22 protein-coding genes are annotated in these 26,250 nt (G+C 34.6%); 15 read left to right on the plus strand and 7 right to left on the minus strand.

All coding sequences use genetic code 11. The features are described 5' to 3' along the window. Nucleotides 1-56: 56 nt before the first annotated feature. From PMI10_RS05340 to PMI10_RS05350, 3 genes are all read right to left on the minus strand, one after another. Nucleotides 57-818: a LytR/AlgR family response regulator transcription factor gene (locus tag PMI10_RS05340; protein ID WP_007805384.1), complete on the minus strand. Its 762-nt coding sequence runs from the start codon at nt 816-818 to the stop codon at nt 57-59. Further along, nucleotides 799-1,860, minus strand: a complete 1,062-nt coding sequence (locus tag PMI10_RS05345) for a sensor histidine kinase (RefSeq protein ID WP_007805387.1) — start codon at nt 1,858-1,860, stop codon at nt 799-801. The genes PMI10_RS05340 and PMI10_RS05345 overlap by 20 nt, the downstream gene beginning before the upstream one ends. A gap of 351 nt (nt 1,861-2,211) precedes the next feature. Then, nucleotides 2,212-2,790, minus strand: a complete 579-nt coding sequence (locus tag PMI10_RS05350; RefSeq protein ID WP_007805390.1) for a porin family protein — start codon at nt 2,788-2,790, stop codon at nt 2,212-2,214. Between the two features lie 398 nt (nt 2,791-3,188). Here PMI10_RS05350 and PMI10_RS21555 point away from each other — a divergent pair, with 398 nt between their 5' ends. From PMI10_RS21555 to PMI10_RS05395, 10 genes are all read left to right on the plus strand, one after another. After that, the gene (locus PMI10_RS21555; RefSeq protein ID WP_007805392.1) at nt 3,189-3,875 is read left to right on the plus strand and encodes a DUF4397 domain-containing protein; all 687 of its coding nucleotides are present in this window, start codon (nt 3,189-3,191) and stop codon (nt 3,873-3,875) included. 243 nt (nt 3,876-4,118) lie between these two features. Further along, complete coding sequence (locus PMI10_RS05360; protein ID WP_162129558.1) at nt 4,119-5,462, plus strand: sigma-54-dependent transcriptional regulator; 1,344 nt, start codon at nt 4,119-4,121, stop codon at nt 5,460-5,462. A 242-nt stretch (nt 5,463-5,704) separates the two neighbouring features. Then, the gene (locus PMI10_RS21840) at nt 5,705-5,986 is read left to right on the plus strand and encodes a DUF7674 family protein (protein ID WP_007805397.1); all 282 of its coding nucleotides are present in this window, start codon (nt 5,705-5,707) and stop codon (nt 5,984-5,986) included. Nucleotides 5,987-6,069: 83 nt separating this feature from the next. Then, nucleotides 6,070-6,147: a potassium-transporting ATPase subunit F gene (locus PMI10_RS21845; RefSeq protein ID WP_081491444.1), complete on the plus strand. Its 78-nt coding sequence runs from the start codon at nt 6,070-6,072 to the stop codon at nt 6,145-6,147. Between the two features lie 157 nt (nt 6,148-6,304). Beyond that, a complete protein-coding gene (gene kdpA / locus PMI10_RS05370) occupies nt 6,305-8,005 on the plus strand; it encodes a potassium-transporting ATPase subunit KdpA (RefSeq protein WP_007805398.1) in 1,701 nt (566 codons plus the stop codon). A gap of 191 nt (nt 8,006-8,196) precedes the next feature. Beyond that, entirely contained in the window at nt 8,197-10,215 is a 2,019-nt protein-coding gene (gene kdpB / locus PMI10_RS05375; protein ID WP_007805400.1) for a potassium-transporting ATPase subunit KdpB, read from the plus strand. A gap of 97 nt (nt 10,216-10,312) precedes the next feature. Next, complete coding sequence (locus PMI10_RS05380; protein ID WP_007805403.1) at nt 10,313-10,873, plus strand: K(+)-transporting ATPase subunit C; 561 nt, start codon at nt 10,313-10,315, stop codon at nt 10,871-10,873. A gap of 267 nt (nt 10,874-11,140) precedes the next feature. Further along, nucleotides 11,141-12,217, plus strand: a complete 1,077-nt coding sequence (locus PMI10_RS05385; protein WP_007805405.1) for a porin — start codon at nt 11,141-11,143, stop codon at nt 12,215-12,217. 85 nt (nt 12,218-12,302) lie between these two features. After that, the gene (locus PMI10_RS05390; RefSeq protein ID WP_007805407.1) at nt 12,303-13,424 is read left to right on the plus strand and encodes an osmosensitive K+ channel His kinase sensor; all 1,122 of its coding nucleotides are present in this window, start codon (nt 12,303-12,305) and stop codon (nt 13,422-13,424) included. 144 nt (nt 13,425-13,568) lie between these two features. Then, nucleotides 13,569-15,302 carry a sensor histidine kinase gene (locus tag PMI10_RS05395; protein WP_007805410.1) on the plus strand — a complete coding sequence of 578 codons (1,734 nt, stop codon included), beginning with the start codon at nt 13,569-13,571 and terminating at the stop codon, nt 15,300-15,302. 130 nt (nt 15,303-15,432) lie between these two features. Here the strand turns inward: PMI10_RS05395 and PMI10_RS05400 are convergent, their stop codons facing one another. Then, the gene (locus PMI10_RS05400) at nt 15,433-15,687 is read right to left on the minus strand and encodes a hypothetical protein (RefSeq protein ID WP_007805412.1); all 255 of its coding nucleotides are present in this window, start codon (nt 15,685-15,687) and stop codon (nt 15,433-15,435) included. Beyond that, complete coding sequence (locus PMI10_RS05405) at nt 15,677-16,567, minus strand: DUF6268 family outer membrane beta-barrel protein (protein ID WP_007805413.1); 891 nt, start codon at nt 16,565-16,567, stop codon at nt 15,677-15,679. The genes PMI10_RS05400 and PMI10_RS05405 overlap by 11 nt, the downstream gene beginning before the upstream one ends. A 114-nt stretch (nt 16,568-16,681) precedes the next feature. Here PMI10_RS05405 and PMI10_RS05410 point away from each other — a divergent pair, with 114 nt between their 5' ends. The 5 genes from PMI10_RS05410 (at nt 16,682) to PMI10_RS05430 (ending at nt 23,724) form a co-directional block, all read left to right on the plus strand. Beyond that, nucleotides 16,682-17,257 carry a Crp/Fnr family transcriptional regulator gene (locus PMI10_RS05410; RefSeq protein WP_007805415.1) on the plus strand — a complete coding sequence of 192 codons (576 nt, stop codon included), beginning with the start codon at nt 16,682-16,684 and terminating at the stop codon, nt 17,255-17,257. A gap of 45 nt (nt 17,258-17,302) precedes the next feature. Next, on the plus strand, nt 17,303-19,861 hold the full coding sequence (locus PMI10_RS05415) for a ligand-binding sensor domain-containing protein (protein WP_007805417.1): 2,559 nt from the start codon (nt 17,303-17,305) through the stop codon (nt 19,859-19,861). A gap of 116 nt (nt 19,862-19,977) precedes the next feature. Beyond that, nucleotides 19,978-22,296, plus strand: a complete 2,319-nt coding sequence (locus PMI10_RS05420; RefSeq protein WP_007805419.1) for a glycoside hydrolase family 31 protein — start codon at nt 19,978-19,980, stop codon at nt 22,294-22,296. A 142-nt stretch (nt 22,297-22,438) separates the two neighbouring features. After that, entirely contained in the window at nt 22,439-22,741 is a 303-nt protein-coding gene (locus tag PMI10_RS05425; protein WP_007805422.1) for an ArsR/SmtB family transcription factor, read from the plus strand. Nucleotides 22,742-22,770: 29 nt separating this feature from the next. Beyond that, nucleotides 22,771-23,724, plus strand: a complete 954-nt coding sequence (locus tag PMI10_RS05430) for a proline dehydrogenase family protein (protein WP_007805424.1) — start codon at nt 22,771-22,773, stop codon at nt 23,722-23,724. Nucleotides 23,725-23,808: 84 nt separating this feature from the next. Here the strand turns inward: PMI10_RS05430 and PMI10_RS05435 are convergent, their stop codons facing one another. Further along, nucleotides 23,809-24,870 carry a cellulase family glycosylhydrolase gene (locus PMI10_RS05435; protein WP_007805426.1) on the minus strand — a complete coding sequence of 354 codons (1,062 nt, stop codon included), beginning with the start codon at nt 24,868-24,870 and terminating at the stop codon, nt 23,809-23,811. A gap of 383 nt (nt 24,871-25,253) precedes the next feature. Next, nucleotides 25,254-26,192: a hydrogen peroxide-inducible genes activator gene (locus PMI10_RS05440; protein WP_007805428.1), complete on the minus strand. Its 939-nt coding sequence runs from the start codon at nt 26,190-26,192 to the stop codon at nt 25,254-25,256. Nucleotides 26,193-26,250 lie beyond the last annotated feature (58 nt).

Genomic DNA, 26,250 nt, shown 5'->3' on the forward strand with positions numbered 1-26,250 from the left:
TAATAACACATAATACAATATTAATGAGACTATTATGACGTTTATTTATTTTTAGATCAATGTTTAAGCCAAATCAAAAGCTTTCCTTTTTTTTCTTTACTGACAATTATATCTTTATTAAATTCAAAATTTAAATTGATTTTAAGCTTTCTTGGAAAATAATCAGTGACATACTCAATAGCATTTCGGTTAACCAAAAATTGCCGGTTTACCCGAAAGAATATCTTATGCGTTTTTTTCTCCATTTCATCAAGGCTTTCTGTTATAATATAAGATTTACCAGTAAAAGTATACAAGTACATTAATTCATTTTCCAGAAAAAACATTGCGATTTTATCAAATGAAAATGGTAATATTTTATCCCTGTATTTTATCATAATAGTATTGCTGGTTCTGGATTCTATTGAATTCAATGCTTCCATTGCAGCTTCATATCGTGCTGCAACAGTCGAACTCATAATCTTTTGCAAACTTTGAAACTTGATCAGTGCATTCTCAAGAGATTCAGCGTTAAATGGCTTTAATATATATTCAATCCCATTAGCTTTAAATGCATCGAGTGCGTATTCATCAAATGCTGTACAGAAAATAACCGGAACGTTAATGGCTACACTTTTAAAAATTTCAAAACTAAGTCCGTCACCAAGCTGTATATCGCTAAAAATCAGATCGGGCTGTATATTTTTACTGAAATAATCTATTGCTTCAGCAGCAGATCCTAAAACAGATACAATTTCTATATCCGGTTTAATTTGTTTAAGCGTGTTGGCAAGATCTTCGGCAACAAGCATTTCATCTTCAATTATTACTATTTTCATGCTGGATGATTTTAAAACTTACTGAAAAAGTAACACCGTCGTTTTTAATATTTATTGTATCGCCAGACCATAAAAAATAGCGTTCAGATAAATTCTCAAGACCACTTTTAATAGAACTCTCGCTAAATTCTTTATTGCTGATAGAATTAGATACACTTATATAATCCCCATTTTGTTCTATTACAATTCTTAACGGTATCAGCTTTGTCAGCTTATTGTGTTTTATTGCATTTTCCAATAAAGGCTGTATGGAAAAAGAAGGCACATAACCTTTAAGCATAGCTTCATTTTCAATTTTTAATTCCCAATCCAAAGATTCATTAAAACGTATTTTTTGCATTTTCAAGTAATTTATACAAAAAATCAATTCTTCATCCAGTGTCGTAGCCTGGCTGTTATTATGAGAAACTGCCGACCTTAAAAAATTGGCTAATTGAATGAGATATTCTTCTCCTAAAACCAAATCTTTCTTATATAACGCTTTTAATGTATTAAGTGAATTAAAGAGAAAATGAGGGTGAATTTGTTGTTTTAATAATAAATTTTCAGCTTCGGTAGTACGCATCTGCAACCTTGCATTCTCCAGTTCTGTCTTTGCTTTAGCATATCTTAAAATGGCAAAATCCTGCAATAAAAGAACTAAAGTAGCTAATATTAAGCCCTCTATAATAAAAATCAAAAGCAGTTTATAATTACTATAATCCCAACTTATACTGCCAAAATAGGCAAATACAGGCCAGATTAGTAATTGTAACAGTATTGCGCTAAAAAAACTTACTGCAATACGCCACAATCTGTATTTTATTAAACTATCCTGAAAGCGTCTGGCTGTTTCATTCAAAACAAAAGAAAGTGTAAAAGTCAGCAGCAACATATAAACACCACTTTTGAATGCCATTGAAATTAAAACCACCATTGGCTCATCAAACATTTTAAGGAAAAACATTGAAAAAATGAAAGCAATAAAACTTAATCCAATATTCATCCTATAAATTTCCCGTAAAGTTCTGGCAGTGAGATTACTTTTTACATTGTTTATCATTGTTTTTTATAGCGTATTTATTCTTATATGTTCTAGGCCGGGTCTATACTCTAAACATTGTCATCCTATGTCCATTCGGCTTCCCTCAGGATAAACGTAGTCGAAGGCTTTTTAGATGTAAAGAGCCTCGACTCCGCTCAGCCTGACACCTATTTTGAATTACACCCAACCTCCTAAGTAAATATAGTTATATCATTTTTAACTATTTATCAGAATTAAAATAGTTCTTTTTTAAAGCATCGGATTTCAACTTTATATCAAAATATTTATACAAAAAATCCGGTTACATCATATAACCGGTATCCTTCATGCATTTGCTGGTTAAAGCAAATTTACTATACTATTGCTTTGTTAGAAAATATAAAATATACTGACCTGTGCAACATTGTTTTGAAAATCTGTCTTAACAACAGATGTTTTGCTTTTACTCACATCTGTTAATCCCAAATAGTATCTTGCACCAATTCCGAATCCATTCTTAAATTGATAACCAACTCCGGCTGCAAAACCACCATCGATTTTTTCTGCAAATTTATCCGAAGAATCTATACTTTTAAAATCTTCAGAAGCAAGAATTCCAATTTGAGGACCTGCTTCTGCATAGATACCAATACTGGAAGTGTATTTTAACAGAATAGGAACTGATATATAAGACATTTTCAGTTCTTGTCCTTTATATACTCCGTCTTTAATTTTACTTCCCTGTGTAGAGAATAAAAACTCTTCCTGTACCGAGAACTTATCATTAATTTCAAAATTAACGATCGCGCCTGCATGAAATCCGATCAAACCTTCGGTATCAAAATCTGCATTAGTAAAGTCACTATAATTTGATCCTGCTTTTAATCCAAAATGAAATCTGTCAAGAAAACTTTGACTAAAGGAATTTGTTCCGGCTAAAACTAAACAAATAAGGGCTAATTTTTTCATAATAATTTAATTTTAAAAAATAAGTTATAAAACCATTTCTGGTCACATTTATATTATACTAACGCAAATGTAAAAGTGAAATTTTCATTTTTATTAGGATATCAGGACCAAACGGACAAAAAGAAAGGTGAAGCGGAAAACCTCAGTAAATAGGTCTCAAATAGATTGTTTTTTATTATAAAACGATCTTCAAAGTAATCTTTTTTAGTATAGGCAACTCATGACAGCTTTTTAATCCATAAAACCGTTTCATTTACAAAATTGTCCGCTTGCCATTAATAATTCCCTCTTTTTGATAATTGCCGAACTACTTTCGTCGAAGCAAAACAATAAAAATAAAATTAGCATTAAAGTTAAATACATGTAATCCATAAAAACAATTAATTAAAATTAAAACTATGAAAACTAAAATTATGAATAAATTTATAAACGGCTTCTTGATCGCTGCATCAGCTCTTGCATTATTATCTTGTGATAACAATAATATCGATCCGTTCGGTTCTGCAAAACTTAAAGTGGTAAATGCCGCACCAAACTCAGGCTCTCAAAGATTTGCCTTGGCAAACATACCTTATATTAGTGATCTTGATTTTTTAGATAGTTCCGTTTCTTATCTGACTGTCAGTTCCGGAAATGATTTAATCGCACAATACAGAGATGAAAATGATAATGATAAATATGCAGAAGCAAAATTCAATCTTGATGATGATCAAAACTATACTGTATATTTAACCGGTGAGTCAAGAGATGAAGCTGCTGTACGATTATATCAGGATAACTTATCTGCCCCGGCCAGCGGAAAAGCAAAAATAAAATTCATTCATTTGAGTGGCGGCGCACCATCTTCCTTAACGTTTAGTGATGATAAAGGTACTGTTCTGACATCTAATCTGGAACGTTATAACCAAAGCGGTTATACAGAAATTAATGCCGGTTCGCTGACAATACAGGTTAACGGTGCAGGACAATCACAAATCCTGGCTACTTTAGAATCTGAAGAATTTACTGCCGGTAAAATTTATACAGTTTACCTTATTGGATCTACCTCTTCCACATTAAGTATCCATACAATCACTCATAATTAGGAGTAAAAACGGAAAACGTTTCACTAATTCTGTTTAGGATTCAACTAAATTACTTCAAATCCTGCATAGCATAGTTTGAAATTTGTACCATGGGGGCACAAAACTAAAAGCTCAATTCGTATGAATTGAGCTTTTTATGTTTAACAAATAAAACTTTAATGATTTTAGTCAATAAACCAAATTCATTATTTTTTCAAACACTGCATTAATAATCATAAATTTGTATTTTAATCAATAGACATTATTTTGAGAAAAATTCTAATCATAGACGACGAAGAAAAACTACGAAGTCTGTTGGCTCGCATTGTAAAATCGGAAGGATTTGAAATTATCGAAGCCAAAGATTTAAAAACCGGTTTTAAAAAACTCGAACAAACAGATATTGATGTCGTTTTGTGTGATGTAAAATTGCCTGACGGAAATGGCGTTGACTTTCTACAAAACATAAAAGGAAGTTTTCCGCTTACCGAAGTTATTTTGCTTACTGCTTTCGGAAATATTGCAGACGGCGTTCAGGCGATGAAAAATGGGGCTTTTGATTATATTGTAAAAGGTGATGACAACGATAAAATCATTCCGCTTCTATACAAAGCGGTCGAAAAAGTACATTTGCAGAAAAAAGTTCAGCAGTTAGAAAAACGTATTGGCGATAAATATTCTTTTGACACTATTATAGGAAAATCAAAAGGGATCGAACAAGTTATTGATCTTGCCAAAAAAGTTGCAAAAACAGATTCAACGGTTTTACTTACTGGTGAAACCGGAACCGGAAAAGAAGTTTTTGCTCAGGCAATTCACGAAAACAGCAATCGTGTCGGAAAATCTTTTGTGGCTTTAAACTGCAGTACTTTCAGTAAAGAAATACTGGAAAGCGAACTTTTCGGTCACAAACAAGGTGCTTTTACCGGTGCTCTGAAAGACAAAAAAGGTTTTATTGAAGAAGCGAATGGCGGTACTTTATTTCTGGATGAAATTGGAGAAATGCCAATCGAATTACAGGCCAAATTATTACGGGTTTTAGAAACCAGCGAATATATTCCGGTTGGTGATACGACTTCAAAAAAATCAAATTTCAGATTAATTGCAGCAACAAACAGAGATTTAAAAACGGAAAGTGATGAACATCGTTTTCGTTCCGACTTATATTTTCGATTGAATATTTTCGAAATAAAACTTCCTCCGTTAAGAGAAAGAATTAAAGATATTGCAACGCTGACACATTGTTTTGTCAAACAATTCTCTGAAAAAACCAATAAAAAAACGTTAGAAATTTCAGATGATTTTCTTCAGAAATTAGAAAACTATTCCTGGCCGGGAAACATCAGGGAACTCAAAAATATCATTGAACGCTCGGTTATTTTAAGTAATGATGTTATTTTAACTTCTGACGTTTTGCCCTACGAAATGCAGCATCAACCTGAAAAAGCATCCAAAACTATGTCGGCTTTTTCGATGCAGAGTGTCGAAAAACTGCATATTCAAAAGGTTCTAAATTATACTAAAGGCAATAAGGCCGAAACTGCCCGTTTGCTCGAAATCGGAATTGCGACTTTGTACAGAAAATTAGATGAATACAACATACAATAGCAGTATCAATGGCAAATTCAATAGCAATTTCAAATTTCAATCTCATCAGCAATGGCAAATTTTAATTTTTAATTGAGTTCCCCCCTATCATTTCAATAAAAGCTTATCATTTTGATAGGCTTTTTTTATACCTGATTTTTGGCAAAAAACTACATTTCTTTTATTCACAGCACTTTAGCTGTAACTAGACTTTTTCGGAACATCTTTTGGCATAAGAGAGAAGAACATAAAAATTCATTCTTATGAAAAATCAAGTCACCTCAATCTACAAACAAGCCGAACGCTTTGCCGAGATTACCAAGAAATCAATCATTTCCGGTAATATCGTACGGGCAAAAAAATGTTTGGCACTTGCTGAACGTTTGTTTATTACAGGAAGCATCGAAACTAAAAATGCCATTTCTAATGTGTATGTATTCTCGGTTTCTTCTTTTATGGAAATGCGCCATTGCAACATTTCACATCTTTTTCCTCAAACGCTTAAAGCGGAATATATCAAACAAATTAACACTTCAGGAGTATGATGACACTAATCTTAATCGCGGCAGGAATTGTACTTTTTGCCAGCTTCTTTAAAATGATTTCATTTTTCGAAAAAATCTAAATTATGACACTATTATTTATCATCGCTATCGCCGTTTTTATTTACATCGGTTATGTTTTAATCAAACCTGAAAAATTTTAACCAGAAAATTTAAGACTGTTGATTTTGATTCGTATAAAAAATTTAGCCATCAATTGCACAAATTCTCTCTAATTTATTTTAAAAAAAATCGTGAATAATTCGCGGAATTAGTGGCAAAAAAATCTAAAATCCACATTCTAAAATCTAAAATCAAATCATGAACACAGAAATATTAGGAATTATCGTTATGTATGGATTAGTTATGCTTTTAGCTATTCCGTTAGGTCGTTACATCGGCAGGATTTTCAATTATGAAAGTACTTGGCTCGATAAAATTTTCGACCCAATTGACAAATTATTTTATAAAGCCGGAGGTATTAATCCAAACATCGAAATGACATGGAAACAGCATTTAATAGCGCTGTTGTCTATTAATTTTATTTGGTTTATTATTTCGATGCTGGTTTTAACCAATATGGCCTGGCTGCCTCTAAATCCGGATGGAAATCCATCAATGACAGGCGATTTAGCATTTAATACTACCGTAAGTTTTATCACCAATACCAACTTGCAGCATTATTCAGGTGAAACAGGATTGTCTTACTTAGGGCAATTATCGCTTATGCTTTGGCAGTTTATTAGTGCCGGCTGCGGGATGGCAATTTGTGCTATGGTTTTTGTTGCCATGAAAGAAAAAACAACCACTCAGCTAGGGAATTTCTACAGCTTTTTTGTTCGTTCCTGTACCAGAGTTTTATTGCCTTTATCTATTATAGTTGCTGCGATTTTAGTTTTTAACGGAACACCAATGACTTTTGAAGGAAAAGATAAAATCACAACTCTTGAAGGTAACGAGCAAAACGTAAGCCGTGGGCCGGTAGCTGCTTTCGTAGCCATCAAACAATTAGGAACTAACGGCGGTGGATTTTACGGTCCGAACTCTGCCAACCCAATGGAAAACCCTAATTACTTAACCAATATTGTTGAGAACGTTTCGATAGTTTTGATTCCGATTGCGATGATTTTTGCACTTGGATTTGTCTTAAAACGAAAAAAATTATCATGGACAATTTACAGTGTCATGACTTTAGGATTTTTGTTCTTACTGATTCCGACAATTGTTAGTGAAATGAATGGAAACCCTGCCATTTCTCATATGGGAATTGCCCAAAATATGGGAAGCATGGAAGGAAAAGAAGTTCGTTTTGGATCTGCTGCTTCGGCCAATTGGGCAACATATACCACTTGTACCAGTAACGGTTCTGTAAATGCCATGCACGACAGCATGACTCCAATTGCGGGAATGACAACACTTTTAGGAATGATGATTAACTGCTTTTATGGCGGAATTGGTGTTGGATTTTTAAACTTCTACATCTTTATTATTCTGGCTGTTTTCATCAGTGGATTAATGGTTGGAAGGACTCCCGAATTCCTCGGAAAGAAAATTGAAGCCAAAGAGATGAAAATCGCTATGATTATTGCCTTGCTTCACCCCTTCCTGATTTTGGTTGGAACTGCTTTGGCCAGTAATTTATATGCAGGAAATCCTCAGGGTTTATCCAGCTGGCTGGCAAATCCGGGTTATCACGGATTCTCAGAAATGTTGTATGAGTTTACCTCATCATCTGCCAATAACGGAAGCGGTTTTGAAGGTTTAGGAGACAATACTCCTTTCTGGAATATCTCAACCGGAATTGTAATGCTGTTAGGACGTTATTTGCCAATCATTGGTCCTGTTGCGATTGCCGGAATTTTAGCTTCGAAAAAATACATCCCGGAAAGCAACGGAACTTTAAAAACAGATACTTCAACTTTTGGATTATTAGTTTTTGCGGTAATCCTGATCGTAGCTGCTTTATCGTTCTTCCCGGCTCTGACATTAGGCCCAATTGCTGAATATTTTTCTGTGAAATAAAAATAAAAAACTAACAATTTGAATGTCTTTATTTTCTAACACATAGATTTTTTACTAAAGAAGTCGATTAAAAAAACTCTGGTTTTTCACATAGTCTATGAGTTTTTAAGTAAAAATGAAATGCCTTTTTTAGGTTTAAGACTATGTTACTATGTGTTAAAAATCAGGAATAATCTAAATATTAAAATACCATGAGTGCATCTCAAAATAATTTATTTCAAAAAGAGTTGGTCAGCGAAGCTTTCAAACAGTCTTTCGTGAAACTGAACCCAAAAATAATGTTCCGCAATCCTGTAATGTTTACAGTAGAGATTGGAACTTTCGTTATGTTTTTTGTTTGTCTTTGGATTCTGTCCGGAGAAAATTCACAAGGAAGTTTTGGTTATAATTTCACCATCTTTTTAATTCTGCTGGCAACTTTGCTTTTTGCCAATTTTGCCGAAGCTATTGCCGAAGCCAGAGGAAAAGCACAAGCCGACAGTTTAAGAAAAACAAGGGAAGAAACACCTGCAAAACTGGAAAACGGACAGACTATTTCGTCTGCACAGCTTAAAAAAGGAGATATTTTTGTCTGCGAAGCCGGTGATATTATCGCTACCGATGGTGAAATCATCGAAGGCCTGGCTACTATTGACGAAAGCGCCATTACAGGCGAAAGTGCCCCTGTAATCAGAGAATCCGGTGGAGATAAATCATCTGTAACCGGTGGTACAAAAGTACTGTCAGATAAAATAAAAGTAATTGTTACCTCTGAACCCGGTGAAAGCTTTTTAGACAAAATGATTGCTTTGGTAGAAGGTGCAAGCCGTCAGAAAACGCCAAACGAAATTGCCTTAACCATATTATTGGCAGGTTTTACTTTAGTCTTTATTATTGTTACGGTTACACTAAAACCTTTCGCTGATTACGCCAACACTCCTATTACTATTGCTGCTTTTATTTCGCTTTTTGTATGTTTAATTCCAACAACGATTGGTGGTTTATTATCTGCAATTGGAATTGCGGGAATGGACAGGGCTTTGCGTGCCAACGTAATTACAAAATCCGGAAAAGCGGTTGAAACTGCCGGTGATATTGATGTTTTGCTTTTGGACAAAACAGGAACCATCACGATTGGAAACAGAAAAGCGACGAATTTTTACCCTTCAAAAGGAATTTCTCATGACGAATTTATTCAGTCAGCAGTATTGAGTTCTTTGGCAGATGATACTCCGGAAGGAAAGAGTATTGTGGAATTGGCCGGAGCCGATGTTGCCGGTAAATTATCTATTGAAGGTGCTGTTTTAATCAAATTCACTGCAGAAACCAGAACTTCCGGTGTAATCTTAAAAGACGGAACCAACATTAGAAAAGGTGCTCAGGATGCGGCGAAAAATATTGCACAGCAAGCAGGAAACCCTTTCCCTGAAGATACGGCACAACAAGTTATCACAATTTCTTCAAACGGAGGAACACCTTTGGTCGTCATTAAAAACAATCAGGTACAAGGTGTAATTGAATTGCAGGATATCATTAAAACGGGAATGAAAGAACGTTTTGAACGTTTGCGCAAAATGGGTATCAAAACTGTGATGGTTACTGGAGACAATCCGTTAACAGCCAAATTTATTGCGGAAAAAGCCGGCGTGGATGATTTTATTGCCGAAGCGAAACCTGAGGATAAAATGAATTATATCAAAAAAGAGCAGGCTGCAGGAAGATTGGTTGCCATGATGGGTGACGGAACAAACGATGCGCCGGCTTTGGCCCAGGCCAATGTGGGTGTTGCGATGAACAGTGGAACACAGGCTGCTAAAGAAGCCGGAAACATGGTCGATTTAGATAATGACCCAACCAAACTGATTGAGATTGTAGAAATAGGAAAACAGCTCTTGATGACACGCGGTACCTTAACTACTTTCTCGATTGCGAATGACGTTGCGAAGTATTTCGCCATTATCCCAGCCTTGTTTATCACAGCGATTCCAGCTTTGCAAGGATTAAACATCATGGGATTGCACAGTCCGGAAACTGCCATTTTATCTGCAGTAATTTTCAATGCCATAATAATTCCGTTTTTGATTCCGCTGGCGTTGCGAGGTGTTGCGTACAAACCAATTGGAGCTTCGGCATTGTTACGCAGAAACTTATTTATCTACGGACTTGGCGGTGTTTTGGTTCCTTTTATTGGGATTAAACTGATTGATTTACTAGTATCTATATTTATGTAAAATGGTTTTAGTTAAATGTAAAATGTCTCCAAAATCAACATTTTACAAAATCCATCTCACATTTTACAAATAACACTTTACATTAAAACATAAAAAAATGAAAACAAATAGTATGCCCGCCCTTAGATTAACTCTTTTTTGTGCTCTGTTTTTCTCCGGAGTTTACACGATGAGTATTCTTGGTATTGCACAATTTGCGCCTAATCACGGAAAAGGTGAAATCGTAACTTCAAAAGGAAAAAATTACCATATTAATGTAGCCCAGAAATTTACAGATAATAAATATTTCTGGTCTCGTCCTTCGGCTGTAGATTATAATGCTGCAGGTTCCGGTGGAAGTAATAAAGGAACTAACAATCCTGACTATTTAGCCGAAGTAAAAACCAGAATCGATACTTTTTTATTGAAAAACCCAACGGTAAAACGCAGCGAGGTTCCATCAGAATTGGTAACGGCTTCCGGAAGCGGGTTAGATCCCGACATTTCTGTAGCAGGTGCTAAAATACAAGTGGATCGTATTGCTAAGACACGTAATGTTTCTGCTGATAAAGTAGCAGCCTTAATTGAAAAAACGAAACAAGAACCTCTTTTGGGTATTTTAGGAACAGAGAAAATCAATGTTCTGGCTTTGAATATTGCTTTGGATGAGTTAAAATAATTTTTAAGGTCCTGAGATTCTGTGAGGCTAAGTTTATCCTAACAGGTTTTAGAAACCTGTTAGGATAACGAAACGATCTTTTTATCCCAAAAGCCCTAGCCCAGATAGAAGCGGTATCCTTTTTATTCGCTTTTTTTGCGGATGAAAAGATACAAGCGGATAGCTGGAAACAGCTCCTTAAAACCTATAATAATAAATGAGGATGAGATTAGCTTACGCTTAGTTCGCTGGCGCTCAAGTACTTCGTTCTTCACAATGACAAACAAAATGAAAAAAATAATATTTACCGCTTTAATCGCTTTTGGTTTTACCTGTTTACACGCTCAGGAAGAATCTAAAAGCCCATTTACATTTTCGGGATATGTGGACACTTATTACAGTTATGATTTTGGGAAACCGGACAATCATACACGCCCGGGATTTTTTTACAGTTACAACAAAAGCAACGAAGTCAACCTGAATTTGGGTTTGGCAAAAGTGAATTACAGCAAAGATAATGTTCGTGGAAATTTTGCTTTAATGGCAGGAACTTACGCCGAATACAATATGGCAGCCGAGCAGGGTTTACTGAAAAATGTATACGAAGCGAATGTGGGTGTAAAGATTTCTTCCACTCATAATCTGTGGATTGATGCCGGAATTATGCCTTCGCATATTGGTTTTGAAAGTGCAATTGGAAAAGATTGCCAGAATTTAACGAGAAGTATTCTGGCTGAAAATTCGCCTTATTATGAAACTGGTGTCAAAATTGGTTACACCTCTGAATCCGGAGCATGGTATTTGGCCGGAATGTATCTGAATGGATGGCAGCGCATTGAGAAAGCTGAAGGCAATCATACCCCTGCGTTTGGAACGCAGGTTACATATAAACCATCGGATAGAATAGCTTTGAACTGGAGTACTTATGTTGGTAATGAGCAGCCGGATATTGACAGAAAATGGCGTTATTTTAATAATTTCTACGGGCAATTTAAGGCAACGGATAAAACAAATGTTACCGCTGGTTTTGATGTTGGTTCACAGCAATCAGCCAATAAAAGCAACAAATACGACACTTGGTTTTCGCCGGTTTTGATTCTGCAATACAAACCAACAGATAAAATTCAGTTAGCCGCTCGTGGTGAATATTATAATGATGAAAAAGGTGTAATAATTGCCACAGAAACACCAAACGGTTTTCAAACTTATGGATTTTCGGCTAACTTTGATTACTTGGTTACTGATAATGTTATGTTTAGAATTGAAGCCAGAAATCTTTCGAGTAAAGATGAAGTGTTTACAAAAAATAATCTTCCAACGGATACGAATACATTTGTAACGACTTCGCTGGCGATTTCTTTCTAGCTTTTGGCTATAGGCTTTAAGCAATAGGCTTTTGAAAAGTCATATTGCTTAAAGCTTACAGCTTTTATTGCTTAAAGCAAAAATTATGGAAAAAGAAAATAATGCACAGCACTTTCTAGATTTAATTCAGAAATCACGAAAAGGAAAGTTTAAAGTCTACATTGGGATGAGCGCCGGTGTGGGCAAAACTTTTCGTATGTTGCAGGAAGCACATACATTGTTGAAAAACGGAATTGACGTCAAAATCGGTTACATCGAAACGCATATGCGAAAGGAAACGCATGAACTGTTGTTTGGTTTGCCCGTAATTCCGAGACGGACCATTTTTTATAAAGGAAAAGAGCTCGAAGAACTTGATGTGCAGGCAATTATCAACCTCCGTCCGGAAGTGGTTATTATTGATGAATTGGCGCACACAAATGTTGAAGGAAGCAAAAACGAAAAACGCTGGCAGGATGTTTTGGAAATTATTGAAGCGGGAATCAATGTGATTTCGGCTGTGAATATTCAGCATATTGAGAGTTTGAATGAAGATGTAAAACGCATAACAGGCATTGATGTCCAGGAACGGGTTCCTGATAATGTTTTGCGTCTGGCTGACGAAGTCGTGAATATCGATTTGACATCCGAAGATTTGATTGCGCGTTTGAAAGAAGGAAAAATTTATACGGCAGATAAAATCCAGACGGCTTTAACGAATTTTTTCAAGTCGGAACAAATTTTACAATTGCGTGAATTGGCTTTGAAAGAAGTCGCGAGTCAGGTCGTTCGAAAAGTCGAAAGTGAAGTTCCTCAATTGCACGCTTTAAAACACGAAAAACTGTTGGCATGTATTAGCAGTAATGATAAAACGGCTAAAATTGTAATTAGGAAGGCGGCGCGTCTGGCAAGTTATTACAACGGAATCTGGTATGTTTTGTATGTAGAAACCCCAAAAGAAAGCAGTACCAAAATTGCACTGGACAAACAACGCCATTTGATCAATAACTATAAACTGGCGGTACAATTAGGTGCTGAAGTGATTAAAACAGAACATAAAAATATTGCTGATGCGATCCTGATTGCGGTTGAAGAAAAACAAATTACAACTGTCTGTATCGGAAAACCGCATTTGAATTTATTTAAAGTAATTTTGTCTACAACTATTTTTAGGCGCTTGCTAAATAAGCTGTCTTTATCGAATGTAGACCTTGTTATTTTATCTTAAATGTAAAATGTTATTTCTAAAATGTAAAATGGTTAGGGAAGTCGGAGAAAGTACATTTTACATCTCACAAATAACATCTCGCAAAAAAATAAAACAATAATTAAATTTAGAGGATGAGATTGCTTCGTTCCTCGCAATGACGTCATGAGAATTAAAACCAAATTGAATCTGGGAGTTGGATTATTATTTTTAATGATTATCATACTCTCGTTAGTGAGTGCCTTTTATATTTTTTCAATCAAAAAAGACACTGAAAACATTCTGAAAGCCAATTATAATACGTTGGAATATTCCAGAAACATGCTTTTGTCATTAGACGAAATTTCTACCGATGCTGATCATGCGATTATTACTTTTAAAAAAAATCTGCTGAATCAGACGAAAAACATAACCGAATCCGGTGAGAAAAAAGTAACGGATAATCTTAAAGAAAACTTTACTCTTTTAGAAAAAAACACAGCTGATGAAGCAGTAAAAACGCAAATCAGGCGAGATATTTTTGCAATTATGAAACTCAATTTGGATGCGATAAAACAAAAAAGTGATATTGCCAAACGTACCGCCGAAACTGCCAATTTTTCGATTGCTATTGTGGGAACGCTGTGCTTTTTGATTGCTTTTAATTTACTGGTTAATTTACCAAACAATATTGCCAGCCCAATTAAGGAATTAACGCTGAGTATTAAGGAAATTGCCAATAAAAATTATTCGGAACGTGTGCATTTTACCAATCATAACGAATATGGTGATCTGGCAAAATCATTTAATACGATGGCGCAGAAACTTCAGGAATACAACAACAGTAATTTGTACAAATTGTTCTTTGAGAAAAAACGACTGGAAACGCTGATCAATAATATGCACGATCCTATTATTGGACTGGATAATGAAGGGATTGTTTTATTTATGAACGATGAAGCGCTGAAGATTATCGGAATGAAATTAGAGGATATTATTGGTAAATCTGCTTCTGTTCTGGCCTCGTCAAATGACCTGATTCGTTCATTAATTTTAAAAGACGATACTGATTCTCCAAAAAAACAGCCTCTTAAAATTTTTGCTCACGGAAAAGAAAGTTATTTTGATAAAGAAATTATCAACATCACGATAACGCCCACAGGTGAAGAAAAAGAAATTAATATAGGCGATGTAATTATCCTGCGAAATATTACTTTGTTCAAAGAGCTTGATTTTGCTAAAACTAATTTTATTGCAACGGTTTCACACGAATTAAAAACACCAATTGCTTCTATAAAACTAAGTCTTAAATTACTTGAAAATGCCAAAACGGGTGATATGAATGACGATCAGAAACAGCTGGTCGAAAGTATTAAAGATGACAGTCAGCGATTATTGAAAATTACAGGCGAATTACTCAATCTATCTCAATTGGAAACTGGAAATATTCAGTTGAATATTGAAAAAAGCAACCCTTATCATATTGTAGATTATGCTGTCGAAGCGGTAAAAGTACAAGCCGATCAAAAACAGATAAAACTGGTTATTGAAGCCGATAAAAACTTACCGGATATAAATGCTGATAATGAAAAAACGTGCTGGGTTTTGATAAATTTTTTAACCAATGCAATAACGTATTCTCCATCACAAAGTAAAATTACAATTAGATTAAGAAAGATAGATGAACAACATGTTATTTTTCAGGTGATTGATAGCGGAAAAGGAATAGATTCCAGATATAAAGACAAAGTTTTTGATAAATATTTCCAAATCCCCGGCAGTAATAAATCCGGGACAGGCTTAGGGCTTGCAATATGCAAAGATTTTATTGAGGCCCAAAATGGAAAAATAAATCTGGACAGCGAACTTGGCTCAGGAAGTACCTTTAGTATCACAATGAATATTTATAACGAAATATAACGAAGCCTGCTATAATTATGCTGCCGAATGTGAAAAAATGACAGCTTAATTCATATTTAAGATTCAATATTAGATGCATGAATTTCATCATCTAATATTGAATATGATTATAGGCAAAACGTTTATAGTATTATTCCAGCTCTTCACAATAATAACCCAGTGTTTGAATCTTTTCAATTATTTGATCAGCAGTATAAGAATTGCCTTCAGTACGCATGATTTTGTCACAGTCCTCGAGATCGAAAGTAATTAGTAAATCATTAGAAACTTCAAATATTTTTTTAATTTTAACTATATCTTTTTTATATTTTATAGATGTTTTAAAAACTAATATCATATCCTTTTGTGATTTCACGGTTTTTAATTTATAAGTTTTATTTTTCATTTTCTTTTAATCTCATACTTAAACCAATACTAAAGTAAGGTGAAGGATTTAAGTTGTGATTTTGATTTTGTACTAAATCGAAATGTGTATCCAGCATACTATAATCTTTTATTAAGCTAACTCCTGCTTTGGCATTTAGCCATAATATTCCGTCTATTCTTTTGGAAACATTTAATAATAACGGGATGTTAATTGTCCTGATATATTTTGCCTCAGTATTTGAATCTGAGCCTGCATTATAGACTGCTGTCTCAAGGTTAATCAGCATTCCATATTCCCAATTCTGATTTGGTAAAAATGTTAATTGTGCATTTCCGGGAAGAATTGCTTCAAAACGAAGTCTTTTTGATTCATAAGAAATTGCCAATAAAGGAGTTATATTGTTTTTAAAATAATCTTTACTGTATGACAGGCCATATCCAATTTTTAATTTATCATTCCTTTTTAAAGAATGATAAATAATCGCAGAAATAGCAGGAAAAAAATCTTTTGAATCTAGTTTGCTCTGAAGATCTGAACGATAAATAATTTGAGGCAATATAAACAGATACCGTCTTTCATCAAGATTATACCGAAATAAAGCAGACCATTTAGCATCAGTAAGTTGTTTTTTAAACTCATCGGAAGCATTTGTATTATTAGAAAAATCATATTCTGAAAATTTATAGGAAAGAATATTGTTCATCTTCATATTATTTCCAAGTTTAATAGTTGGGGTGATCAAGTAAGTATCTAATGAACCAATAGCCATTTCTGAGTTGCTGTTATTAAACTTTGCCGGAGTTGCCTGTGAATAATTTAATGAAAAGAACTCATTTTTTTCCTGTGATTTGCCTGACAATGAAAATAGAAAGATTAAAATAATAAGGTTAGTTTTCAAAATATAAAAGTTGATTTTAAAGTTTTATGATTATCTAAATTTTTGTTGCTATTTTGTACTTTGCAAATATGATCCATTCGGGATCTTTAAAATGTTGATTTGGATCAATAAAAAATGGAATTATTTAATACTTTAAATGCTATTGTCACAATTGATGAACATCATTGGAATGAGATTTCTAAATTGGCGGAGATTAGACATTTCAAAAGGAATGAATACTTCTTAAAAAAAGGAGATGCATGTACTATTATTGGATTTATTAAAAAAGGCAGTTTTAGATTTGTAATGCATAATGATGGAAATGAAAGAACTTTCGATATTTCAACAGAAAACGATTTTGTATCTGATTATTATGGAATCTTAAAATCAAGTCCTGCCTCCTTTGATATTATTGCCAATCAAAAATCAGAAGTAATTTGTCTTCCTACAGCAGATGTGCTTCAATTATTTGACACAGATATGGTGTATCAAAAAATAGGCAGGACAGTTGCAGAAAATGAATTTTGCCTGCAGCATAAAAGGCTCATTTCGATGATGTATGATAGCCCACAAAAACGCTATGAAGATTTATTAGAAAAACATTCTGATAAAATTTCTAATTTACCACAGCATTTATTAGCAAATTATTTAGGAGTAACGAAAGAAACATTGAGCCGCATAAGATCCAGAATTGTAAAAAAAGCAACCTAATCAATTGATTTGCAACAGCATATCAAACAGTATTTGTATAAAAAAATGAATCAGATAACCAGAGTAATTACAATCTTTCTTTTGTCAATGTCTATTGCTCAGGCAAACAATTTTGTTTTTTCTCCAATTAATGTTTTACAAGGATTGAGTGATAATCAGATACGTTATATACTGCAGCTTCCTGACGGAAGGATGGTTTTCAAAACAAGCGGTAATATTAATATCTATGATGGAGCACGTTTTAAATATATCCACCAAACTTCCCAACATATCTATCCATTAAAGGGTTATGATGGTTTCTATCGGATCTATCAAAGTGGAGATTCTCTTCTTTGGATCAAAGACACTCATAAACTAATGTGTGTTGACCTTCGTACAGAAAAATATGTATCCCGGCTGGACTCTTATTTCAGAAAAAAAGGATTTAAACAGCCTGTTGAAGATCTTTTCATGGATTCAAACCAGCGATTATGGCTTCTGACATCCGGCAGATTGTCACAATATAATTCTTCTGACTTTTTGAACATAGCGGCTAATCATGGGAAATTACAGGATTTAACATCTCAAAATAACAATCTATACCTGTTTTATAATACTGGTGAGATTGTCTGTTATGATTTGAAAACAAAAAGAAAGCTTTACAGTAATGCTGCTTATCCGCCACAGCAACAAATGTTTTTTAAGAATACCTCATTAGTGGTAAAAGGAAATAATGGTTTCTATCAATTGCGAAACGGAAGCAAAGGCGGTTTTTTCTTCTTTGATACCCGAAAACGTATTTGGAAAAAAATACTCAAAACTGACTATACACTTAACACATTAATCGTTAATTCCAATGACACTGCATACATCAGTTGTACCAATGGTATATGGATAATTAATTGCCGGAATGGAGAAAAGCAATATCTTCCAACATTACAAAAAATTGACGGAAGTATTCTGGATACTGAGATAAGCACTCTCTTTTATGACAAACAAAATGGCTTATGGCTGGGAACCATTAATCAGGGGCTGCTTTATTACCATCCTTTCCGGTACAAATTCACTAACATAGGACGTTCATATTTCCATGAATCTTCTACAAAGGATATTATAGTGCAAGCATTTGCCGAAGATCAGGCTGAAAATATATACGTTAAATCTCAATCGGCGATATATCGATATTCCTCTGTAAAAGGCAATAAGATATTGACAGCCCTCTCCCCTTCTTCAGTACCAAAAGAAGTATTAAAAAAACTAAATCAAAATCACACGGCCTCACTTACGGATGTGCGACACTGGAAATGGACCGGAACACAAGACGGCTTAAAGCTTTTTGACCCTGATAAAAAAGAAGAAAAAATCTTTTATACCAAAGATGGTTTGTCAAATAATTTTGTGCATGCCATATTGGAAGATCGCAACAATAATATCTGGGTAACGACCAGTTACGGAATAACGAAACTACAAATAGATTCCACAACTAGAAAAGTTCATTTGACCAGTTTCAGTTCAGATGAGGGAACACTAGAAGGAGAATATACCAATGGAGCAGCATTTGAAGCAACCGACGGCACCCTTTATTTTGGGGGCATCAATGGATTCAGTATATTGAATCCAGGTAACATGGCTGAGCAAAAACTACCCTTCAGGCCTGTCTTTACAAATCTGTTTTTGCGAGGAGAGAGAATCGAAGCAGGAAACAAATATGATGGTCGTATCATTATGCCGGAAACTGCACCATATACTAAGGACATAGAACTTTTTTATGATCAGAACTTCCTGACTTTTGAGTTTTCAGCCGTCAACTATAAAAATCCTTCTCAAACCTATTATCGTTATCAGCTGGAAGGCATCGATAATAATTGGAGGGAAACGTCTATTGGCAGACAAAATGAAAATACGGATATAGATGGTATTCTTAAAACTTCCTATACCAATCTGCCTCCGGGAGAATATAAACTTAGGGTGATGGCTTCGGGCAACAATCGTCAATGGAACGGACCGGTTTCTGAATTGCATATAACCATTCATGCACCATGGTGGAAAACTACTGTTGCCTATATTCTGTTTACATCACTTTTCATAATTATGCTGAGCACAGGCATCTATTTATATATTTATTATAACCGGAAAAAGCTTGAACGCAGTCACAAAGAAGACATCTTGTTGGTTCGTATTCGAAACCTGATAGAACAATGCGATTTTCTTCAGGCGGAAAATGAAACGTATCTTGCAAAAACAAATGTACACGCTGCCCAATCTGAGGATACCCACAATGAAAACCGGGCGGATACAGCATTTTTAGCACGGGCTTTGGAACAAGTAGAAAAGAATCTTGATGTTCCGGATTATTCTGTCGAGAAGCTTAGTCGTGATCTTTGCATGGACAGGACGGGTCTTTATCGTAAACTAATTGCATTATTAGATAAATCACCCTCTTTGTTTATTCGGAATATTCGTTTACAAAGAGCAGCCGGGTTAATTCTTGAAGGAGAACTCAGTATTACAGAGATTACTGAAAAAGTAGGTTTTAGCAGTTCCAGCTACCTGAGCAAATGTTTTCAGGAAATGTACGGATGTCGTCCGTCGGAATACCCTGAAAAAATGAAGAAATCAACATAATTGCTGTTTATTTCAACATGGTTGTTGTCGCATTTTGTTTACTGTTGGATACTTTTGACAGTAAGAACCACATATAATTAACAATTATGAAATTTTATAAAAAAACCTGCCTTTTAATGGTCTTCGTAACATTTTTGGCAATGAGCGGAAACGCTCAAACTATCCAGCCAACAAAACAAGGAGTGAAATTTTCTGTACAGGACCAGGATATTCAAATCGAATTCTACTCGAATAATATTGTACGGGTGTACAAAACTCCCAAAGCTGTCCCTTATGACAAAAAAAGTTTGTCTGTTGTCAAATCTCCCGAAACAACCTCAATAAAATTTGAGAAAAAAGGGAACAACACTTTATTAAAAAGCAATGCTGTCCAGGTTGAAGTTAATCCTGAAACCGGTGGCATTTCCTTTTATGATACATCCGGAAAATTGCTCCTTAAAGATAAGGATCATGGCGCGCAATTTTCTCCATTAGATGATGCGGGTACTCCGTCTTATACTGTCCGGGAAGGCTTTTTACTTGACAAAGACGAGGCTGTGTATGGTGTCGGACAGATTATGGATAATAAATTTAATCGCCGCAACTCGTCGCATCATATGCAAAATGAAAATATGTCAACTTACTCTCCGTATTTTATGTCTGTGAAAGGATATGGTGTTTTTTGGGATAATTATTCTATTTCGGAATTTAACGATAATCCACAAGAACTTTCCTTCGAAGGTTTGGGGCATTGTTCTGATTATTATTTTATGTATGGAAAAAATGCCGACGGGGTTATTTCTCAAGTTCGTGATCTGACAGGCAAAGCTCCTATGCTTCCTTTATGGGCCTATGGTTTTTTCCAAAGTAAAGAACGTTACCATACACAAGACGAAAGTCTGAACGTATTAAAAAAATACCGTGCACTCAAAGTCCCTCTTGATGTGGTAATTCAGGATTGGCGTTACTGGCCGGAACATAACAAGACCGACAGTACATGGAATTCACAAAGTTTTGACAAGGAAAGATTTCCAAATCCTAAGGAATGGGCAAATGAAATTCATAAGCTGCATGCAAAACTATTGATCGTTACCTGGCCCGGATTTGGTCCCAAGACAGAACAGCGTAAAGAATTTGACAGTAAGAAAATGATAATCAACTTTGATACGTGGCCGCCAAACAGCGGGGCACGACCTTATGATGTATACAATCCTGAAGCCCTGAATATTTATTGGCGTTACCTCAACAAAGGAATATTCAGCTATATTGGAAATGATGGCTGGTGGCTCGATTCAACAGAACCTGATCATATAAACAAAAAAGAATCTGATTTTACACTTCCAACTTATCTGGGTACGTATCGCAGTGTAAAGAATGCCTATAGTATGATGCATAATAAAGGAATTGCAACTAACCAACGTGCAACAAACGGCAACATTCGTCCGGTAATACTAACCAGATCAGGATTTATTGGTCAACAGCTTTATGGCTCCAATACCTGGAGCGGTGATGTGGTTTCCTCCTGGGAAATGCTTGAGAAACAAATCCCTGCAGCATTGAACTATACTTTGATGGGGATTCCTAACTGGAATAGCGATATTGGAGGCTTTTTTGCTGATCGCTGGAAAAAAGACGGAGGCAATAAAAGCCCGGAATTTCAGGAATTATATGTCCGTTGGATGCAGTTTGGTACCTTCTGTCCAATGATGCGTTCACATGGAACTGATCTTCCCCGTGAGATCTGGAACTTTGGTGATCGCGGAACATGGTGTTTTGATGCACAGGAAAAATCTATTAAGCTGCGTTATAAATTATTACCGTATATCTACAGTACATCCTGGGATGTCAGTCACAATAACGGAACATTCATGCGTCCGTTGATTATGGATTTTGCGGCAGATAAAGAAACACATAACATTGGTAATGAGTATTTGTTCGGTCACTCCCTTCTGGTGGCTCCCGTAACCCAATATAAAGCAAAAACATGGCCTGTTTATCTGCCACAAGGAAGTGATTGGTATAATTTCTGGACAAATGAATACTTTAAGGGAGGACAAACAATCAAAACCGATACACCTATAGATATGGTGCCCCTCTACGTCAAAGCAGGTTCCATTCTTCCTTTTGGACCGGAAGTACAATATTCTACTGAAAAAAAGTGGGATAATCTTGAAATTCGTATTTATCCGGGAGCCGATGGTGAATTTGTATTGTACGAAGATGAAAATGATAATTTCAACTACGAAAAAGGAATCTATTCGACTATCAAATTCAAATGGAATGACACAGCAAAAACACTTACTATAGAAAACAGACAAGGCAATTTTGCCGGTATGCTAAAATCCCGTAAGTTTAAAGTTGCCATTGCCGGCCATAATCAGGCAATAGCTGATACTCCTGCAAAACCAATTAAGACTATTTCATACAATGGAAAAGAAACAGTTATAAAACTTTAAGGGATTTTTTCCACAAACCAAAAAAAGCCTTTAAAATCAGTGATTTTAAAGGCTTTTTAAATTTTAGCTTTAAAAGATCAATTAAATTTAAAAAACATACCATCAAATCGAAATATCTCGATTTAATGATTTAAATTTGATTATGGATTTTATAGAAATAAATAAAGTATTATCAAACAAAGTGCGAATTGATATTCTTCATTGGCTTAAAACCCCCGAAGAAAATTTTCCACAGCAAGTAAATGTGCCCGATTTTAGCGATGGAGTTTGTGTTTGCCATATTCAGGATAAAACAGGTTTGTCTCAATCTACAATTTCACATTATCTCACAATGATGCATAAAGTAGATCTCGTAATTGCTAAAAGAATAGGGAAATGGACATATTACAAAAGAAATGAAGAAGAAATTCTGAACTATATAAATTCATTAAAAAAGGAACTTTAACTTTATTTAAAAAAACAAAGAACACTATAATGATGGAACAGGAATTACTTTTAATGGGAGCTCAGGCGCTACGAAAAATTGCGATGAATACTGAAGCAAAAGAATTTATTCTTTCTAATGATATATTATTTAAAACAATTAAAAAAGCAGCAGACAGATATATTGGCGGTGAAACACTTGAGGAAACAATTCTTAAAGTTAAGGATCAAAACAAACAGGATTTTAAGTGTTCGATAGAATTCATGGGAGAAAATACGCTAACTGAAAAGGAAGCAAATGAAGCCACTAATGAATTTATTACCATAGCTCAGGAGATTAAAAAACAAAAACTTAATTCGACTTTTTCACTTGATCTTTCTCATATAGGTTTAGCGATATCAAAGGATTTGTGTTTAAATAATTTAGCCTTAATATGTAAGGAAGCTGAAAAAGATAATATTGAAGTAACTATAAGCGCAGAAGGTGTAGAAAGAACCGATGCCATAATTGAAACCTATAAAACAATTTCAAAAACCTACGCAAACGTTTCTATAACATTACAGGCCTATTTGCATAGGTCAAAAGATGATTTTAAAGATTTAATTCGGGAGAATGGCAGAATCAGGATGGTAAAAGGCGCTTTTGAAACACCTCAGCATCTTTCTATTCCCAGAGGAAAGGAATTAGATGAGAGATATCTTTATTTTGTTGATCAATTATTGTCCCAAAACCATAAATGCTCAATCGGAACGCATCATCATGAAATTCAGCAGGAGGCGGTGAAATTAATTCAGCATTATAATACTAATCCCGAAATTTATGAATTTGAAAGTTTATATGGCATTCAGACTGAGCAGCTGATAAATTTAAAAAACCAGGGTTATCCAACAAAATTATACTTTGTTTATGGCAAAGAATGGTACCTCTATTTATGCAACAGAATAGCCGAATATCCCATGAATTTATTTCGGGCTTTACATGATATTGCAGAAGTTAAGAACTAAAAAAAATACTTTCATATTTCAATAAAAAACAAACCCCTATTTTAATTCAATAAAATAGGGGTTAAATATTAATTGGAGAATAACTTAATTAAGTCCCCATCCATATCTTAATCTAAATACTCCCGAAGAGTTTACCGTTTGTAACGTAATGGCAGTACCACTACCCCCTCGTCTTTGAAGGCTATAAGAATCATTATCTCTTAATCCCGGCCAGTAAACGCTGGCAATTTTATCGGTTCTGCATACATCACTGGTAGATACAATATACGCTATTTCATTGTCAGACTGTGATCCGTTTTGGTAATCTTTACCTGAATTCATAGTTGCACCAAATTCAGTAATAACAGTACGGGCACCATAATTTCCGATTCTATTACGCCAATCAGTACGCCATGCTGCTGCGGTGCGTGTAGCCCAAAATGCATAGTTGTGCAATGATAATAAACAACTGGTAAAACGACTATCAGCTCCAACACCTTTTACATCCTCGCTATATCCGGTTCCTGATAATAGTATTCTACCCCTTGGCACACCTGGATATCTTGAAAGAAATTCGGCATAAATAGGTGTTAATTGACTCAATGTATAACCATATGGCTCATTAAAGACTTCAAAATAAACTCTGCTGTTACCACTATATTTATTTACTACAGTTGACCACATATTCCAAAACTTAGTCGTGTCATCTATTTTCCCATCTCTTGCCGAGGAAGACTCCCAACAAGCTATAATCACGTTCCATCCTTTGCTGGTTGCCATGTCAATAACAGCATTATAACTATTCCACCAGCTTTCTGAAACTGATGGCGGATTGATTGGAATACGAACGGTATTTACTCCATTAATATTAGTTGTAAAAGCATTTAAAACAGAATTAGTTTTTGCTGAAACTGTGGCATAACTATCGCCAGCTTCCAAACCGGACGGAATTACCCAGCCATCAACAAAATTATCCCTGCCATCTGCCCAGTTTACACCTGCTATACCGTTAACACCAAGAGATTTACCTGTAGGACTAGGTTGTGCAACTGCTGCATTAGCTACTTCCGCCTGTTCGGTTTCGGTATAAGACTCATTTTGAGTACAAGAATTTAATGATCCCAATAAGACCGCTCCTAAAAATAAAAAGGAATTTAGTTTTTTCATAAAATAAGATATTTAATGTTAAAAATGAAAGCCAAAAATATGCTTATTTTACCCACTCAACAGGGGATGAAATTGAAAAATTAAGGGGGCAGTTTTGCCATTTTTTAATAATTAAACAATTTAAATGTTAATTTTTTTAATTAATACATATTACATAACATATTTTTTATGTTTTTAATTTTTACATATTATTTAAATTTTACTATTAAAAACAACAAATAACTAATATTTTACATTGTTTTTTAAAAATACTTTACAAATAACACAACCATTAAAGCTTAACCATTTTAGAATTTAAGTAATAATCGATGTATTTCCTGTATCGTCCATTAACAGGAAAAGATCGATCAATTTTTCAGTCAATGTTGTTCGCAACCCTAAAGCTATTTGACAGGTATAACACACATATCCTTTTTCAACAGCATCGTTTCCGGAATAGTGGCAAGTATAGATTTTTTTAATGCATCAATCATACTCTTTTTAGTGAAATGACGATAATAAACCAAGCCAATTTCCCTAACCGGGAATGGAGATACAAAAGTGCTTATTTTAGATTTTTGATTTTCAGTAAGGGTAAGAACCGATAATCCCGGCAATATTGTTGTTCCCATGTTTAAATCTACCATCTGTTTTAAAGTTTCAATGCTTCCGGATTGATAATCCAATTTTAAAGCTGAATTATCCTTAACTCTTAACTCACATAAGTTTATAACCTGATTTCGGAGGCAATGCCCTTCTTCCAATAATAAAAGTTCATTCATATTTATATCTTCAGGAAGAATATATTTTTTTTTCTTACCTGAAGAATTCAGTTTCCCATAATGATAAAACTCTTCATAAAATAAGTTTTCTTCCTTCAAATCTTTATCAAGCAGCGGAATTGCCAAGATGGCCACATCAATGTGTCCTTCTTTTAATTTTTCTTTGATTTTCTCTGTTGTTAATTCATTGATAATTAATTTAACCTCTTTATATGTTTCCATAAAATGCTGTATAAACAGAGGCAATAAATATGGAGCCAATGACGGAATAATTCCAATTCTCAATTCTCCTTTTATTTCACCGGTATTTTCACTAATTATATCCCGAATCCTATTCGTTTCCTGTAAGGCAATTTTAGCCTGCCCTATTATTTTCTTTCCAATATCTGTTGGCTGAACCGGATGTTTACTCCTGTCAAATAAGATAACATTTAACTCTTCTTCCAGTTTTTTAATCATACCGCTTAAAGTCGCCTGGGTAATAAAGCAAGCTTCGGAAGCTTTCAAAAAGTGACGGTGTTTATCTAATGCTACTATATATTCTAATTGCTGTATATTCATTTGTTAGTTTTTACCTATATCATGTTAGTTAAAATCAGTTTGTATCTATTAAGCTGTA

The sequence above is a fragment of the Flavobacterium sp. CF136 genome, from assembly GCF_000282055.1.
In the GTDB taxonomy this organism is placed as follows: Bacteria; Bacteroidota; Bacteroidia; order Flavobacteriales; family Flavobacteriaceae; genus Flavobacterium.

Excerpts from the sequence above, each read along its gene's own strand:
- PMI10_RS05340 (WP_007805384.1), bottom strand. The coding sequence starts at position 818 with ATGAAAATAGTAATAATTGAAGATGAAATGCTTGTTGCCGAAGATCTT.
- PMI10_RS05345 (WP_007805387.1), bottom strand. The coding sequence starts at position 1,860 with ATGATAAACAATGTAAAAAGTAATCTCACTGCCAGAACTTTACGGGAA.
- PMI10_RS05350 (WP_007805390.1), bottom strand. The coding sequence starts at position 2,790 with ATGAAAAAATTAGCCCTTATTTGTTTAGTTTTAGCCGGAACAAATTCC.
- PMI10_RS21555 (WP_007805392.1), top strand. The coding sequence starts at position 3,189 with ATGAAAACTAAAATTATGAATAAATTTATAAACGGCTTCTTGATCGCT.
- PMI10_RS21840 (WP_007805397.1), top strand. The coding sequence starts at position 5,705 with ATGAAAAATCAAGTCACCTCAATCTACAAACAAGCCGAACGCTTTGCC.
- PMI10_RS21845 (WP_081491444.1), top strand. The coding sequence starts at position 6,070 with ATGACACTATTATTTATCATCGCTATCGCCGTTTTTATTTACATCGGT.
- kdpA (WP_007805398.1), top strand. The coding sequence starts at position 6,305 with ATGAACACAGAAATATTAGGAATTATCGTTATGTATGGATTAGTTATG.
- kdpB (WP_007805400.1), top strand. The coding sequence starts at position 8,197 with ATGAGTGCATCTCAAAATAATTTATTTCAAAAAGAGTTGGTCAGCGAA.
- PMI10_RS05380 (WP_007805403.1), top strand. The coding sequence starts at position 10,313 with ATGAAAACAAATAGTATGCCCGCCCTTAGATTAACTCTTTTTTGTGCT.
- PMI10_RS05385 (WP_007805405.1), top strand. The coding sequence starts at position 11,141 with ATGAAAAAAATAATATTTACCGCTTTAATCGCTTTTGGTTTTACCTGT.
- PMI10_RS05390 (WP_007805407.1), top strand. The coding sequence starts at position 12,303 with ATGGAAAAAGAAAATAATGCACAGCACTTTCTAGATTTAATTCAGAAA.
- PMI10_RS05395 (WP_007805410.1), top strand. The coding sequence starts at position 13,569 with ATGAGAATTAAAACCAAATTGAATCTGGGAGTTGGATTATTATTTTTA.
- PMI10_RS05400 (WP_007805412.1), bottom strand. The coding sequence starts at position 15,687 with ATGAAAAATAAAACTTATAAATTAAAAACCGTGAAATCACAAAAGGAT.
- PMI10_RS05410 (WP_007805415.1), top strand. The coding sequence starts at position 16,682 with ATGGAATTATTTAATACTTTAAATGCTATTGTCACAATTGATGAACAT.
- PMI10_RS05415 (WP_007805417.1), top strand. The coding sequence starts at position 17,303 with ATGAATCAGATAACCAGAGTAATTACAATCTTTCTTTTGTCAATGTCT.
- PMI10_RS05420 (WP_007805419.1), top strand. The coding sequence starts at position 19,978 with ATGGTCTTCGTAACATTTTTGGCAATGAGCGGAAACGCTCAAACTATC.
- PMI10_RS05425 (WP_007805422.1), top strand. The coding sequence starts at position 22,439 with ATGGATTTTATAGAAATAAATAAAGTATTATCAAACAAAGTGCGAATT.
- PMI10_RS05430 (WP_007805424.1), top strand. The coding sequence starts at position 22,771 with ATGATGGAACAGGAATTACTTTTAATGGGAGCTCAGGCGCTACGAAAA.
- PMI10_RS05435 (WP_007805426.1), bottom strand. The coding sequence starts at position 24,870 with ATGAAAAAACTAAATTCCTTTTTATTTTTAGGAGCGGTCTTATTGGGA.
- PMI10_RS05440 (WP_007805428.1), bottom strand. The coding sequence starts at position 26,192 with ATGAATATACAGCAATTAGAATATATAGTAGCATTAGATAAACACCGT.